At 70.5% G+C, this 12,283-nt stretch carries 12 protein-coding genes and 1 tRNA gene; 2 read left to right on the top strand and 11 right to left on the bottom strand.

Translation table 11 applies throughout. The features are described 5' to 3' along the window. Window positions 1–176: 176 nt before the first annotated feature. Together PZE19_RS25395 and PZE19_RS25390 are read right to left on the bottom strand one after the other, a co-directional pair. Complete coding sequence (locus PZE19_RS25395; protein ID WP_277863402.1) at window positions 177–536, bottom strand: hypothetical protein; 360 nt, start codon at window positions 534–536, stop codon at window positions 177–179. A 348-nt stretch (window positions 537–884) separates the two neighbouring features. Then, a complete protein-coding gene (locus tag PZE19_RS25390) occupies window positions 885–1,889 on the bottom strand; it encodes a Gfo/Idh/MocA family protein (RefSeq protein WP_277863401.1) in 1,005 nt (334 codons plus the stop codon). 288 nt (window positions 1,890–2,177) lie between these two features. Between PZE19_RS25390 and PZE19_RS25385 the strand changes: the two genes are divergently transcribed. Both PZE19_RS25385 and PZE19_RS25380 read left to right on the top strand, forming a co-directional pair. Further along, window positions 2,178–2,250: transfer RNA gene (locus PZE19_RS25385), tRNA-His, on the top strand. A 483-nt stretch (window positions 2,251–2,733) separates the two neighbouring features. After that, window positions 2,734–3,555: a YbaN family protein gene (locus tag PZE19_RS25380; RefSeq protein WP_277863400.1), complete on the top strand. Its 822-nt coding sequence runs from the start codon at window positions 2,734–2,736 to the stop codon at window positions 3,553–3,555. On the opposite strand, the gene PZE19_RS25375 is transcribed toward PZE19_RS25380, so the two are convergent. The 9 genes from PZE19_RS25375 to PZE19_RS25335 all read right to left on the bottom strand — a co-directional run bounded on the left by PZE19_RS25375 (window position 3,513) and on the right by PZE19_RS25335 (window position 12,255). Further along, window positions 3,513–4,631, bottom strand: a complete 1,119-nt coding sequence (locus tag PZE19_RS25375; protein WP_277863399.1) for a DUF454 family protein — start codon at window positions 4,629–4,631, stop codon at window positions 3,513–3,515. The genes PZE19_RS25380 and PZE19_RS25375 overlap by 43 nt on opposite strands. A 164-nt stretch (window positions 4,632–4,795) precedes the next feature. Continuing rightward, a complete protein-coding gene (locus PZE19_RS25370; RefSeq protein WP_277863398.1) occupies window positions 4,796–5,152 on the bottom strand; it encodes a hypothetical protein in 357 nt (118 codons plus the stop codon). A 119-nt stretch (window positions 5,153–5,271) separates the two neighbouring features. Then, entirely contained in the window at window positions 5,272–6,246 is a 975-nt protein-coding gene (locus PZE19_RS25365) for a helix-turn-helix domain-containing protein (protein WP_277863397.1), read from the bottom strand. 289 nt (window positions 6,247–6,535) lie between these two features. Further along, the gene (locus PZE19_RS25360; RefSeq protein ID WP_277863396.1) at window positions 6,536–7,774 is read right to left on the bottom strand and encodes a hypothetical protein; all 1,239 of its coding nucleotides are present in this window, start codon (window positions 7,772–7,774) and stop codon (window positions 6,536–6,538) included. Between the two features lie 251 nt (window positions 7,775–8,025). Further along, on the bottom strand, window positions 8,026–9,093 hold the full coding sequence (locus PZE19_RS25355) for a hypothetical protein (RefSeq protein ID WP_277863395.1): 1,068 nt from the start codon (window positions 9,091–9,093) through the stop codon (window positions 8,026–8,028). A gap of 112 nt (window positions 9,094–9,205) precedes the next feature. Next, a complete protein-coding gene (locus tag PZE19_RS25350) occupies window positions 9,206–10,303 on the bottom strand; it encodes a hypothetical protein (RefSeq protein WP_277863394.1) in 1,098 nt (365 codons plus the stop codon). Between the two features lie 317 nt (window positions 10,304–10,620). Then, complete coding sequence (locus PZE19_RS25345) at window positions 10,621–11,649, bottom strand: EcsC family protein (RefSeq protein WP_277863393.1); 1,029 nt, start codon at window positions 11,647–11,649, stop codon at window positions 10,621–10,623. Window positions 11,650–11,681: 32 nt separating this feature from the next. Continuing rightward, entirely contained in the window at window positions 11,682–11,861 is a 180-nt protein-coding gene (locus PZE19_RS25340) for a hypothetical protein (protein WP_277863392.1), read from the bottom strand. 70 nt (window positions 11,862–11,931) lie between these two features. Beyond that, a complete protein-coding gene (locus PZE19_RS25335) occupies window positions 11,932–12,255 on the bottom strand; it encodes a hypothetical protein (protein WP_277863391.1) in 324 nt (107 codons plus the stop codon). Window positions 12,256–12,283: the final 28 nt, after the last annotated feature.

The following is a 12,283-nucleotide window of genomic DNA, read 5'->3' as shown; positions in this document are numbered from 1 at the left end:
CAAGACCCCCCCCAAAGGCTGTGGTCGTCGCGCTTCGGAACTCGCGACGGCAACGGCTCGGACTCCCTCGCTCGGCGCTTCGGGATCCGGGCCGGCGTGCGCGCAGGGCCCAACGGCGAGCCCGCCCAGCGTCGGGGCGGGCTGCGATCCGGGGCGACGTTTCGCGAGGCGAGGGCTCAGTCGATGTCCTCTTCGTCTTCCTCGTCGATCTCGTCGAAGTCGTCGTCCTCGTCGTCGTCGAAGTCGTCCTCTTCCTCGTCGACCTCGATGTCGTCGAGTTCCTCGTCGAGTTCCTCGTCGATGTCTTCCTCGTCGTCGTCGAAGTCGTCGTCGATGTCCTCTTCCTCGATGTCGTCGTCGAACTCCTCCTCGTCGTCCTCCTCGTCGTCGAAGGCTTCTTCGAACTCTTCTTCCTCCTCCTCGCCGGGGTGGCGGGCGTCCAGGAAGGAGGTGCGGGCCTCCCAGCCGTCCCGGCTTTCGTCGGGGGCGGCGGGGGCTCCCAGGAGGGCGATGGACGTCGTCTCAAGCTCGAACATGGAACCGTTCCTCGGGCCAGGGGATGCCGGGTGGGGGCGGAGGTCGGAGACGCAGGGTCTCGGAGCGACGCCCCGTTCCGCATTTCGATCAGTGGCAGAAAGTCGGCGTGAAGAGTGTGGGCTCGTCGTCGCGTCGTCGGGCGGTCCGGGGGCGGACGCCGCGCCGGGGCGTCCACTCCCGATTGTTCGGCAGGACCTCGTGGACGCCTTGAAGAGAGTGGTAAGCGGATGCGCCGGCCGATTCAAGCGACTCTCCCGAAAATCCTCACGACCCGCATTGGGCGACGGCCCGGGCGCCACGTGGCGGACGGTCCGACGCGGCCCCCTCCTCCCGCGAGGGGGCGTGGATCAGATCAGCGGCACGACCTGGCCGGTCGCGGCCGAGCGGGCGACGGCCTCGCTCAGGCGGACGGTGTCGAGGGCGTCCTCCGCCGAGCACGAGAGCGGGCCCAGGCCGCGCAGGGCGGCGAGGAAGTTCGCGTCGACCGACTCGGCGGCCTCCGGCAGGTCGACGCGGCGCACGGGCGAGCCGTCGCCGGGGTCCACTTCCAGGAGGGCGTCGGTGGCGTGGATCCGGCCCCGTTCGCCGAAGAAGTTCAGCTCGAACAGGCTGCCGCGCGAGACGCCCGAGAGGGCCAGCGTGGCCGCGACGTCGCCCTCCAGCCGGATCGCCGCGGCGGTTACGACGTCGAGTCCCGAGGGGAGGCGGCTCTGCACGGCGAAGACCTCCAGGGCGGGCCGGCCGGTCGTCCACAGCAGGGCGTCGACCAGGTGGTCGCCGGCGTCGGCGAGCAGGCCGCCCCCGGCCATCTTGGGGTCGAACCGCCAGGAGCTTTCGCCCCCCCGCTCCTGCTGGCGGGCGAGCCAGGGCTGCGCCAGGGCCGCGGTGACGAGCCGGAGCGGCCCCACGGCGTCGGCGGCCAGCCGCTTGCGGGCCTCGACCAGGCTGGGACGCAGCCGATACTGATGGCCCACCGCCACCTTGAGCTTCCGCCCCCGCGCCAGGTTCACGACGTCGTCGGCCTCCTGGGCGTTCGTCGATAGCGGCTTCTCGATGAAGACGTGGACGCCGGCCTGGAGGGCGTCCATCGCCTGCCGGTAGTGGAGGAGGTGGGGCGTGAAGATCGCCACGGCGTCGGGCCGCTGGTCGAGCAGCCCGCGGAGGTCGCCGAACACGGCGGGCGACTCGCCCGAGGTCTCGGCGATCGACGCGGCGAGCGCCTGCGCCGACTCGCGAAGGGCGTCCGCGCAGCCGACGATCTTGACGTCGGGCTCCTTCAGGAGCCGCTCGACGTGGATCCGGGCGGCCTGGCCGCACCCGGCGATCCCGATCCGCAGCAGCGAATTCGCCATGTCTCTTCGTCGCCCCGCAAGGCCTCAGGAGGATGTCTCTCGGCCGTCCGCCGGCCCGGGCCGAGACGCGACTCCGAAGCCGCCCCGGCCGCACGCCGCGACCATCGCGTTCCGATCGGACAGCGTCATGAGTTTATCGGTGCGAGTCAAGGCCTTGTATCGATTTTCTCGGGCCCGGCTCGGGCCGTTGCGCAACCTGTTTCCTACTCCCCCGGCGGCGAGTTTCGTCGCCGCTCGCCTTGACGCGAACCTGGGCCCCGGATTATCGTGTCTCTGTCGCGTGCGATGGTGGCTGTGGCCTAGCGGTTAAGGCACCAGATTGTGGATCTGGAAATCGCGGGTTCGAATCCCGTCAGCCACCCTGCTCTCATTCCCGCCGAATCCGAAAATCGAGGAAACCCGCACCTCCTCGATCCCCCGCGACTCTCCGGTGTCGCGCCTCCACCTCCCTGAGAAGGTCGTCCGATGAGGCGTCAGGTCCCTCGGGGAGACGTCTCGCGACATCCCAGTTCCATGTGGTCGGCCGGAGAACGGCCTCGGGCTCTTCTCCTCTCTGCGTCCTGAGTCGGCACGACACGTGCAAAGCGTGTTGCGGGTCTTGCTGATGTGTCCATAGCCTGCGGCCGTCGACCCTTTCGACGACGCCGGGGCCCTGGGAAGCAGACCATCGGGGTGCAAGCCGCCCTGGAATTCCGGATCGCAGTGCATACCTCCGCGGCGCGACGGCGACCTCGACGGTTTCCGCCCGACGGGGCCTGCGCGCGTCGAGATCCGAGTCCGGGGGTCGCTCTCCATCTCGCGACGCCCAACGATCCGCCGGCAGGAGCCGGCGAGGAGACGAGTGATGGCCTCGCCGCAAGCCGCCCCCCCGAGCCTCGACGCCGCCCGTGAGGCCACGTGGAGCCTGGTGGATGGGAGGGTCGCGACGTTCCATGCCCCCAGGCTGATCCGTCCCGGTCGCGAGGCCTTCTGTCGATCGCTGGCGGCCCGGGCCGCCCGGCTCCCCGGGGTCATTTGGGTCCAGGTCTGCACGTCGACGTCGACCTGGCGCGTCGAGTTCGCGGACGAGGCCGTCGACGCGGAGGAGGTCTCGGCGCTCCTGGTCCGGTGCATCGCCGAGGCGGTCCGCGACGTGAGCGTCCGCGAGTCGACGGACCGCGAGCCTTCGCTCGTCCGGCGGGCGTCGAAGGTCGTCCGGCGCGTCCGATCGGCCGCATTCCCGAGGTCGACGAGAGGCCGGGACCTGCTGCTGGCCGGCGGTTCTTTCCTGATGGTGGGCGTCGGGGTGGTCCTGCCGGGGATCCCGTCGGCCCCCTTCGCCCTGTCCGCCCTGTACTTCTCGGTCCGACTCTGGCCGGGCCTGCGTCAGTGGCTCGCCCGGTTCCCTCGCCTCCTCGCCGTGCTCGACGCGCCGCTGCCGCGACCTGAGCTGCGCGAAGTCGTCAGGACCGTCGTAATCGCGGCCCTGGCCGTCGGGACGTTCGCCTTCCTCCACCCGCCGCTGATCCTGGTCGTCGGCCTGGAGGTCGTCCTGCTCGCCGTGTACGTCGGGCGATGGCTGCGTCGGGACGCCGGTGCGGACGCTCACGAGAGCGTCGCCGCGCCGCCTCAGGCGTGGTGGGATCAGCGCGTGGGGAACGGGATCGTGCTGCCGATCTCCGCCTGATCGTCGCCCCTCCGGTCGCTTTCCAGGCCGGGCGTCGCGGCGATCCCATACACGCTGATCGACGAGACGACGAGGATCAGGCCGAGGGCGATGGGCGTCAGCGGCGTGAGCATCACCCCCACGACGACGATCATGACCGTGAGGCCGATCAGGTTCTCCTTGGACCCGAAGCTCAGGGCGGCGTGGCCTTCCCACTCTCGCAGGATCGGCCCGAACAGCGGAGCCCGTCGGAGCCGATCGTCCAGGAAGGGCGACGAACGCGCCAGGTAGTAGCTCGTCGCCAGCAGGAACGGGACGGTCGGGACGCCGGGGATCGCGAGGGCGACCAGGGTCATGCCGAAGGCCCCGCCGGCCGCGGCCAGATACGGAAGGCGCCTCCAGCCGGCGACGATCCCGGCGGGGGCGTCGGCCGCCGGTCGCGCGACCGTGGTGCGCCCTTCCAGGATCCTCTCGGCGCTGCACAGCGTCCGCCCCGCCTGCGAGCCCTCCACGGCACCGCAATCGACCGTGATCGAGCGCGACCAGCGGGACGCCCGGCACCACTCGACCCCGTCGAGGCTCGCGAGCTCGTCGGCGATGCAGCGCCACGCCTCGCGGTCCGACGCGGCCCGCTCGTGGCGAAGCCGGACCCGCCCCGATTCGTCGGCGTGCGTCTCCCAGAGCGAGGGCGCGCCCCGCGACCGATAGACGGTGAGGCTCGACCAGGCCGGCCTTCGCCGCCAGGCCCAGCCGCCGCGGCCCGCGGCCGAGGAGGCGACCCGGGTCGATTCCACGAAGACGCGCGCCATGACCGCCGGGTCGCACACGACGAGGTCGAAGTCGACGCGGCAGCTCGACGTCGCGAGATCGACCTCGGCCTTGCGCACGCCGGGGTGCTTGCAAAGGGCTTCCAGCAGGCGTCGCGCATAGTCGCGACGCAGCGGTCGGAACAATCGGGCGTCGCTCACCCGGATCAGCCCCGCGCGGGCGTCGACCTCGACCTCCAGCGACGCGTCCTCCACCCCTCCGGGATCGGCCGCGTGCGCCGGGGGGGGGGGCGGACTTTCTTGGGGCGAAGCGGGCTTCATTCGTACCATTCCCGGCCGTCCTCGGACTGTTCCAGGGTCGCGGGTTCGATCCAGGATGGGGGACGTTGCCGGCCCCGGGCCGACGGCCTCGGCGCGTACGACGATCGATCCCCTCGCAAGCCCGCGACGGCCTCGCGCCGGGATCGATGCCGAGAGGACCGGGCGGCCGGGCCTCAGGCGGGGGCCAGGGCTCGCGGAGCGTGGTCGGACGCCGGATCGAGCGCGGGGTGGTACATCTCGTCGACCTTGTCGCGCGCGGCGTCGGCGCCCTCGATCAGGCCCTGGACCGCGATGTTGTTCCGGGGGACCGAACGGGCCAGCAGGACGGCCGGGAAGACGACCCCGTACGAGATGGTGTAGCAGGTGGTGTAGACGAACCGGCTGGCGAACCGTCCCGCCGCCGTCCACGTCCGGGCCGCCGCCTCGCTCGCGTCGGCCGCCCCGCGCTGGGCGGCGCGTGTGACGGTTTCTAGGGTCCCGTTCAGCGATTCGGTCGACTCGTGGCTCGGGATCGAATGCGGGTCGGACATCGTCGTTGGCCCCCTTGAAGGACGGTCCCCGGAGCGGTCGCACGGGCGAGGAACCGACCTAATCTACCCCCTCGGAGGATTTTCTCTACCAGGAAATGACCCTGGGGCCTTCCATCTTCTTACGATCGAAAGCCCTGCGCCGGGCCCGACTCGCCGTCGAGGCCTCGCATCGACGTCGGTTCGGGCCCCAGGCCGAGCACCTGCGCGCGGTAGGCGGCGGGGGTGGTCTTCATGAAGCGGCCGAAGACGGTGGTGAAGTGGCTCTGCGACGAGAAGCCGACCGCGAGGGCCACCCCGACGATGGACGTCTGGGGGTTGCGCAGGAGGTCGCAGGCCTTGGCGACGCGCTTCTCGGTCAGGAACCGGTGCGGCGTCTTGCCGGTCGCCTTTTTGAAGGCGTTGAGGAAGTAGTTCGGGCTGAGCCCGGCCAGGTCGGCGAGGTCGCCCAGGGAGATCTCCTCGGCGACCGAGGCGTCGAGGTAGTCGATCACGCGCTTGAGGCGGACGTCGGGCAGTCGCTCCACCCAGGTCTCCTGCGGCCGCGGCAGCGACGAGAAGTTCCAGAGGAGCTGGATCGCGATCTGGGTCCACAGGGTCTCGGCGTAAAGGCGGCCGCCGTTCCGGGGCGAGCGGAGCAGCGAGGCGAACTGCTGCCCGAGCGTCACGATCTCCGGGGTCGTCTGGTGGTCCGCGGAGGCGATCGCGATGGTCGATCCGCAAGGCGGCCACTCGCGATCGGCGAGGACCTGCAGCGTCCCGGCGTCGAAGATCAGGTTGAGCGTCTGGAGCGGCCGGTCCATGGAGAAGCGGTTGTCTTCGCCGGCCGCGATGATCGTGAATCCGCCCGGCCCGCCTACGAACCGGGACAGGCGTCCGCCGCGCCTCCGTTCGATCGTGGACGTCCCCTTCAGCCCGAACGCGATCGCGGTGTGGGTCGGGCAGACGTGGAAAAGGTCCGGGAGCCGGCCCTCGAGGATGGCGGCGTGCCCGATCGTCCCGATCGCCGCCTCGGTCGAGGCCACGACGGGCATCGATTCGGGCCAGCGCGGCGGCCTGGGGCGGACCTCGCCCGAACGCTCGGCGACGCTCGACATCTCAAGCCTCCTCGGCGGGGAACCCACGAAGGGCTGGGCGCCAGGCGCAGCCCCTGGCGACGTCACGCCGTCGCGGCTCAGATCAAGCCTTCTCGATGCAACGGACCGGCATCGCTCGGAGGCGGGAGGGTGGCTTCCGGTGTGGACGGCGAAAATAAAGGAACTTTAACGATGGTTGCCATCATGGAGTATGGCTGCGCATTGCAAGAATGTCCAGCCGCGTGCCGGGCGAATTCGATAATCAAGCTTAAGATCGCCCAGGCTGCACAGCTCAAAGGCTGCTCGCCTTTCAGAAACCCACCGCGAAACCCATGAGCGCCAGGGTCTTCGGGGATTCCGGGGTCACGCCCATATTATAGCTGCCGAAGATGGCGAGTCGGTCGTTGATCGTGCGAATGCCTCCGACTCCCAGCACGGTGACGTTGGGGACGTCGGCCGTGGAGTCGTTCTGGAACTGGAGCAGGCGCGGCAGGGCCGAGGCGTTGTAGAAGCCGTGGAAGAAGACGTCGAAGTCCTTGAACAGCTCGCGCTGGAGCGACCATTGGCAGCTGAACTGGTAGACGATCTGGTCCTGCCCGTTCTGGACGCCCGACATCCCGAAGTTGTATTCCAGGCCGATGCCGAAGGGGAGCGACTGGTCGAACAGCAGGTTCAGCGAGGGTTGCGTCCCGCTGTTGAACGCGGGCGACCCGAAGGTCGTCTGGATGTACATTTCCACCCCCATCGCGGGGAGGTGGTAACGCGTGTTCTCCTCCCACAGGTTCACCTTGAAGTCGAAGGCGAGGGGGGAATAGCCGGCGGTCGCGGGCTGTCTGCCGAGGGCCGCCTGGGAGGTGAGGCCGTTCGAGAAGATCCGGAACTCGAGGTTGTCGGTGAGGCCGTAGCGGAAGAGGTGCTCCCACTGATAGAGCCGAGGCTCGGTCCCGTTGCGGCTCGCGCCGTAGAGGCCGAGCGGCGATGTTTCGAGGTAGGCCCGCCCCTTCGCCAGGGTGTAAGGGCTGTTGGGGAAGTTCGCCGTATCGGGCGCGGGGTCGCGGATGTCGACCTTCATCCGGCGATCGAGCTGATTCTTGAGGGCCGTATCGGGATCCTTGTCGGCCAGCAGCCAGCGGTCTTCGAAGATCAGGTTTGCGAGCCAGGGGAGGATGAAAGGGTCGTGATCCTCCTCGACGACGCCGTAGCGATCGCGGTAGGTCTCCGCCGGATCGGTATGGACGTCGGGATAATGGAATTCCGGATCCTCGCCCGCCCCGACGCTGTCTTCGAGGCGATGCCGGAGCGTCGAGCTGACGTCGCCCATCGAGGGTTCGGGAACGGCCGGCGTGGACGCGGCCGCGCGATCGTCGGTCGACTCGGGCGCAGGGCTCTGGAGCCGGACCGAGCCCGGGGGAGCGGTCGTCGCGCAGCCCGTCAGGCCGACGGCCAGAAGGACAAGACAAAGGGCCGATTTCGAGGCGCGGCGGCGATCGGCCCGCCCGAGGATCGGCGGCCGCAACCCGGGGAACTCGAAATCCGTGAGTGCGACCAACGGCGATCCCCGCGACGACGGCCGTCACCGTGATGGCCCGCGTCCCTCCGGGAACGGCGAGCCGGCATGGAGGCCCGCCAGGACGGTCGTGGTCGTCGGCGAGATCTCCGGAATAGGTATCGGTCTCGTATTCCGCAGACTTGACGCGATCGTTCGATCTCGCAGCGGTCCGACGCCGGGGACGCGGTCGTTCCGCATCGGACCGGGCCGGGTCGCCGAGCGTCTCGGTCGACCCGGCGGGGTCGCGGCGGTCACTTGGCGCGGGAGTGGGCCTCGAGCTGATCCCAGCTCATCCCCTTGAAGGCCGCCTTGGCGGCGGTCTGGAGGTCGGCCCCGGTCCGGTCGGGGGCGGACGCCGGCGGCGTCGTCGCGGCGACGGATGCGTCGCGGATCTGCTTGAGGGCCGGCAGGAGCCGACGGTAGATCTCGATCTGCCGTTCGGAGGTGGGGGCTCCGAAGCGGAGGTTGAAGGAGTTCATGAACGCCACGAGGTCGCCGACCGTGCGCTCCCGGCCGTCGTCGAGCTGGGCCAGGAAGGCCTTGAGGCTGGGGTCGTTGAGCAGCCGCGTCAGGCTGGCGAGGGTCGTGAAGTAGTCCTGCGCCTCCTGGAAGTCGGGGGCGAAGTCGGACGCGTTCTTCACGAAGCTGCCCCGGAAGGCGGCGACGGCGTCGACGATGCGCCTGCGGGTCTCCGCCGAGACCTCGCCCTTGGCGTCCTCCCGGAGGGCGGGCTCGACCGCGTCCCTCAGGGCCTGGCGCTCGGCGAGGTAGCGCGGGTCCATCAGGAGGGGCGGGAGCGAGCCCGCGCCGGTCATCTGGTCGATGCAGATGGTGACGGCCTCGGAGTCCCATTCGAACGGGATCTCCCGGATCGCGGCGGCGCTGAGCGGCGCCTTGACCCGGGCCGATTTCGCGACGCCGGGGTCGGAGTCGAGGATCTGCATCAGGACGTCGTTCAGCGTGGTGCCGTCGAGGAACTCCCGGTTCTCGACCCGCGCCTCCCGGGCGGCCTCGCGCCGGGCGTCCTCCTTGCGCTGGTCCTCGCGGAGGGCGCGCTGGCGCACACGCAGGGCCTTGTTCCACTTGATCATGGTGTCGAGGTTGATCGCGTCGGCCTTGGCCTTCTCGACGGCGTACACCCCCTGCCCTCGCGCGTACGAACCCAGCCCGGCCATGTAGCCGGCGCCCGGGTCGGCGCCCCACTGGCTCATCCCGTAGCCGCCGTAGCCGCCGGGATACATCATCTGGGACCTGGCGTCTCGGGGCGACGAAATCAGGCCGATCGAGACGCCGAATGCGACCAACAGGAGGCGACGCATGGAGAGGCTCCGGTGAAGGCCCGCTCTCGCCGCGAGGCTCTCTCGCGGCGTCGGCGGAGGGGTGGTCGATAATTCGTAGGGGCGTTGGATCGTCGTCGCGCCGGACTCCCGCTCAGACGAGGAAGCCCGCCAGGTTCTTGAGGATCTCGGGCAGCGGGATCGCGGTCGCGAGCGAGGGGAGCAGCGGCGCGACTGCGGCCATCAGTAACACGAGCAGGGCCTGGTGGTCGAGGGGCATGATCCGCATTCGTTCGACATGGTCGAACGCCACGCCGATGTCGGAGAGCGACGACACGTCGGGGCTCCCCAGCAGGCTCTCGCGGCTCGTCCCCAGGTTCCGGATCCACTTCTCGTCGAACGCGCGGTCGTGGCGCCAGACCAGCATCCCGAAATCCAGGATCGCCTGGAACCGACAGTGCGCCATCCGCCGCGAGAAAACCAGGAGCGGGGCGAGCAGGAACGCCAGCGCGAGCACGACGAAGACCACCGCATGGTACTTCAGGGCGTCCACCGTCCGGCCCCCGTAGAGGACCTCGCCGGCGATGCTCCCGGACAGGACGGCCGACACCGCGGCCAGCACGGGGGCGAAGCTCGCCTGCCCCCAGGCGAGGAACCCCAGGCCCCCCGCGCGGTCGGGGTGGGTGGGGGTCAGCGCCAGGTCGAGGCGGGACACGCGGAACAGGAACCAGGCCCACACGCCGGCGCGCCAGAGCCAATGCAGCAGGAGGCCGACGAGGACCGGCACACTCACCAGGATCGACCACCAGCCCGCGAGCGTGATCCGGCCCCCATCGGCCGCCCCCAGCCGCTCCCAGCTCGAAGCGCCCGGCTTCGTGTCGAGCAAGAGCCGGAAGGTCGTCACGACCACGAAGGCGAGGGCCCCGGCGACGACCTTCGCGGCCCGGGAGCGGGCCAGGCGCTGGAGCTGGGCCTTCGCGGCCTGGAAGCTCGGCCGCTCCTCCTCGGGGACGAGCCCCGATTCGAGGAGGTATCCCACCTGGACCGCGAGGCTCATCCCCACGAAGATCTCGGCGCCGACGAGGAGGGGCAACGCGGCCAGGTAACGGCAGTAGAACCCCGGGTCCCGCAGGATGGGGACCTCGACGCGCGGCCCGAAGGCCAGCCCCTCGGAGAGCGAGAGCAGCAGCAGGGGCGCCGTGGTGAGGAGGGCGAGGGCTCCGAAGAGCTTGAGGCGCCGGCGCTCATACATCCTCTCGAACCCCTGCCGGAGCTCCGTACGGTAGGCGGCGTCGGTCGCGTGGGGAGGGCCGTCGGGGGCCGACGTTCGACTCGTGCTCGTCATGATCTCATCGGCCCGATCCGGGCTGGAAAGGGACGGGGCGGCCTCGCCCCGGTCCTGGACGTCGATCAGGGCGTACCCGCCTCCTCGGCAGGCGCGTCGCGGAATCCGATCCCGAGCATGAGGTAGACCGCCGCCGGCATCAAGCCCTCGGACCCCCGGACCGACGTCGTGTCGTGCACCCGGCTTGGACTCGAACCTGATGGGCTCGAACGGGGGCGTCGGGCTCAACCGGCCGCGGGCTCCGGACCGGGGGCCCAGAGGATCTCCCGGGCGTCGCTCCAGCCGGCTCGCAAGTCGTCGGCCGCGCGCGAGGCGGCAAGAGCCCCTTCGCGGGCGCCTCGGACCACCGGATCGGGCAGCCGTCGCGAAGCCCGCCTCGCGGCGGCCAGCGGCAGGACGACCCCGAAGGCCAGCCCGAAGCCCGTCACGTAGGCCGCCTGACCGGCGAGGTCGCCGAACGCCCTCAGCGCGTCGTCGCGGGGATGGGGCGGAGCCGGCGCGATCTCGCCCTCGATTCGTCCCGCATCGCGCAGCCAACGCTCCCGGAAGACCATCCGGGCCGTCCGGTCGACTCGCCGCATCATCATGTAGTCGAGGACGATCGCCACCGGATCGCCCACGAACGGCACCGCTTCCAGAGCCAGGTCGCCCGCGACGCACCCCTCCAGGCCGTCCAGCCCGACCGGGGGGTCGCCGGGCCGCTCTCGGCCCCGCGCCAGGCGCGCGAGGCGCTCGCGGATCCGGACCCGGACGTCGGGATCGTCCACGGTGGAAAGCTCCAGAACGCCGAGCAGGTAGCTCCGGTCGGCCGGGCCGTCGAGGTTGTATCCGTAGCACAGCCCGGTGCGATGGATCGCCCGCAGCGCGGCGGCGAGCAGCAAGGGGAGGCCGGCCAGCTCCGTGATCAGACCGCCGGCCCCGGCGACGGCGCCCATCCCCATGGCGAGCCGCTCGGCGCGGACGCCCACGCGGTCCGCCAACCGGTCGCAGCGTTCGAGCGGCCCGAGCTTCAGGGCCTCGAGCGACTCGACGCCGGATTCCGCGAGGAACGCCGCGACCCGCGGTTCCGCCTCGAGCGCGGCGTCCAGGCCGTCGAGCACCTTCCTCAAGGCGGCGTCCGGGATGAGGCTCTCCCCGAGCCGCGCGAGCGGCCGGCGGACGCGCGCGACGGCCCGCGCCCCCCAGCCCTGCGTCTCCCCCTTCCACGCGGCGATCGCCCCGACCTGGCGACGTTCATAAGCGGTCAAGCCCATCGGCGACCTCCTCCCCGCGGTCCATCCGGCCCTCAGACGGCCGGGATCGCCCGCCGGGAAAGCCACTTCATCAGCATCCGCGGCAGCGAGTAATACAGCCCCGCATAGACCGAGAGCGCCGCCAACGACAGGAGGAGCGTCAGGGCGAAACTGACGCCGAGGGCGTTGCCGATCAGCGGCGAGGTCAAGAGGGTCATGACGAGGATGTTCAAGGGCGTGCCTCCGGGAGACAAGGGGGACGGGGAAAGGGAAGAGATGGACCGTCGACGTCAGCCGCGGGCGTCATTTCTCAAGCGGGTAGCGCTTCTCCAGGTCGTCGAGATAGCGGGTGATCTGGCGCATGCTCTGGTGGTGCAGCTTCGGGAACCGCCGCCCGAAGTATCCTTCCAGCCCCCGGAAGGCCCGGGGCCAGAGGATGACTCCGCCGAGGATGAGGAATGGGGAACCGACCGGGCCGGGGAGGAGGAGGCCGCCGACGCCCGCGACCATCAGCAGCACGCCGACCTCCCTGGGCATCGACTCGATACGCCGGACCTGCTCGGCGTCGCTCGCCGGCCAGGCCCCCGGCCCGCCCAGGGCCGCCGCTCCCGATCCTTCCTCGCCCATCGCTCGCGTCTCCATCTCGGTTCGGATC

It is taken from the genome of Paludisphaera mucosa, assembly GCF_029589435.1.
Taxonomy (GTDB): domain Bacteria; phylum Planctomycetota; class Planctomycetia; order Isosphaerales; family Isosphaeraceae; genus Paludisphaera; species Paludisphaera mucosa.
The sequence above is the reverse complement of the archived record's forward strand: the minus strand, read 5'-3'. Positions and strand labels throughout refer to the sequence as shown.

What these genes read in the sequence shown, in the direction of transcription:
- PZE19_RS25380 (WP_277863400.1), top strand. Translation starts at nt 2,734, where the DNA reads ATGGCCTCGCCGCAAGCCGCCCCCCCGAGCCTCGACGCCGCCCGTGAG.
- PZE19_RS25335 (WP_277863391.1), bottom strand. Translation starts at nt 12,255, where the DNA reads ATGGGCGAGGAAGGATCGGGAGCGGCGGCCCTGGGCGGGCCGGGGGCC.
- PZE19_RS25350 (WP_277863394.1), bottom strand. Translation starts at nt 10,303, where the DNA reads ATGTATGAGCGCCGGCGCCTCAAGCTCTTCGGAGCCCTCGCCCTCCTC.
- PZE19_RS25355 (WP_277863395.1), bottom strand. Translation starts at nt 9,093, where the DNA reads ATGCGTCGCCTCCTGTTGGTCGCATTCGGCGTCTCGATCGGCCTGATT.
- PZE19_RS25365 (WP_277863397.1), bottom strand. Translation starts at nt 6,246, where the DNA reads ATGTCGAGCGTCGCCGAGCGTTCGGGCGAGGTCCGCCCCAGGCCGCCG.
- PZE19_RS25390 (WP_277863401.1), bottom strand. Translation starts at nt 1,889, where the DNA reads ATGGCGAATTCGCTGCTGCGGATCGGGATCGCCGGGTGCGGCCAGGCC.
- PZE19_RS25345 (WP_277863393.1), bottom strand. Translation starts at nt 11,649, where the DNA reads ATGGGCTTGACCGCTTATGAACGTCGCCAGGTCGGGGCGATCGCCGCG.
- PZE19_RS25370 (WP_277863398.1), bottom strand. Translation starts at nt 5,152, where the DNA reads ATGTCCGACCCGCATTCGATCCCGAGCCACGAGTCGACCGAATCGCTG.
- PZE19_RS25395 (WP_277863402.1), bottom strand. Translation starts at nt 536, where the DNA reads ATGTTCGAGCTTGAGACGACGTCCATCGCCCTCCTGGGAGCCCCCGCC.
- PZE19_RS25375 (WP_277863399.1), bottom strand. Translation starts at nt 4,631, where the DNA reads ATGGTACGAATGAAGCCCGCTTCGCCCCAAGAAAGTCCGCCCCCCCCC.